Raw genomic sequence first — 400 nt, 5'->3', positions numbered from 1 at the left:
AAGTACAAGATTATAACTACCGCGATGCAGAGGCGAATTTACTCGGTGAAGTTAACAGCCAACAGAAAGATAACACCACTTATGGCACCGATTACCGTTATGATGAGCACTATAAAGGATTAAATAGCAATGGTAATGGTAGTAATGTCAATAACAATGATATAAATAATCACAACAGTAATAATGATGACGATATTGATAGTGACACAAATAATCATGATGGCAATCGTGACGATATCGATACCGACGATAGTCAAGGCAGTAACGGCAATAATAACGATAATAGCAGTGATATTAGCACTAACTCTGGTAATACGAGTAATGGTGTTGAAAGTGGAGAATGGTATGCCCGCATTCGCCATGAACACGCCATTAGCCGTCAAATTGTTATTCGGGGTAA

At 38.2% G+C, this 400-nt stretch carries 1 pseudogene; it reads left to right on the top strand.

Going from position 1 to position 400, the window contains the following annotated elements:
- A pseudogene (locus tag H3S73_RS13610) lies at positions 1-400 on the top strand (hypothetical protein); the annotation flags it as partial.

The organism is Gilliamella sp. B14384G12, from assembly GCF_016101825.1.
Lineage (GTDB): Bacteria > Pseudomonadota > Gammaproteobacteria > Enterobacterales > Orbaceae > Gilliamella > Gilliamella apicola_N.
Note: the sequence above shows the minus strand (reverse complement) of the source record. Positions and strands in the feature narration are given on the sequence as shown.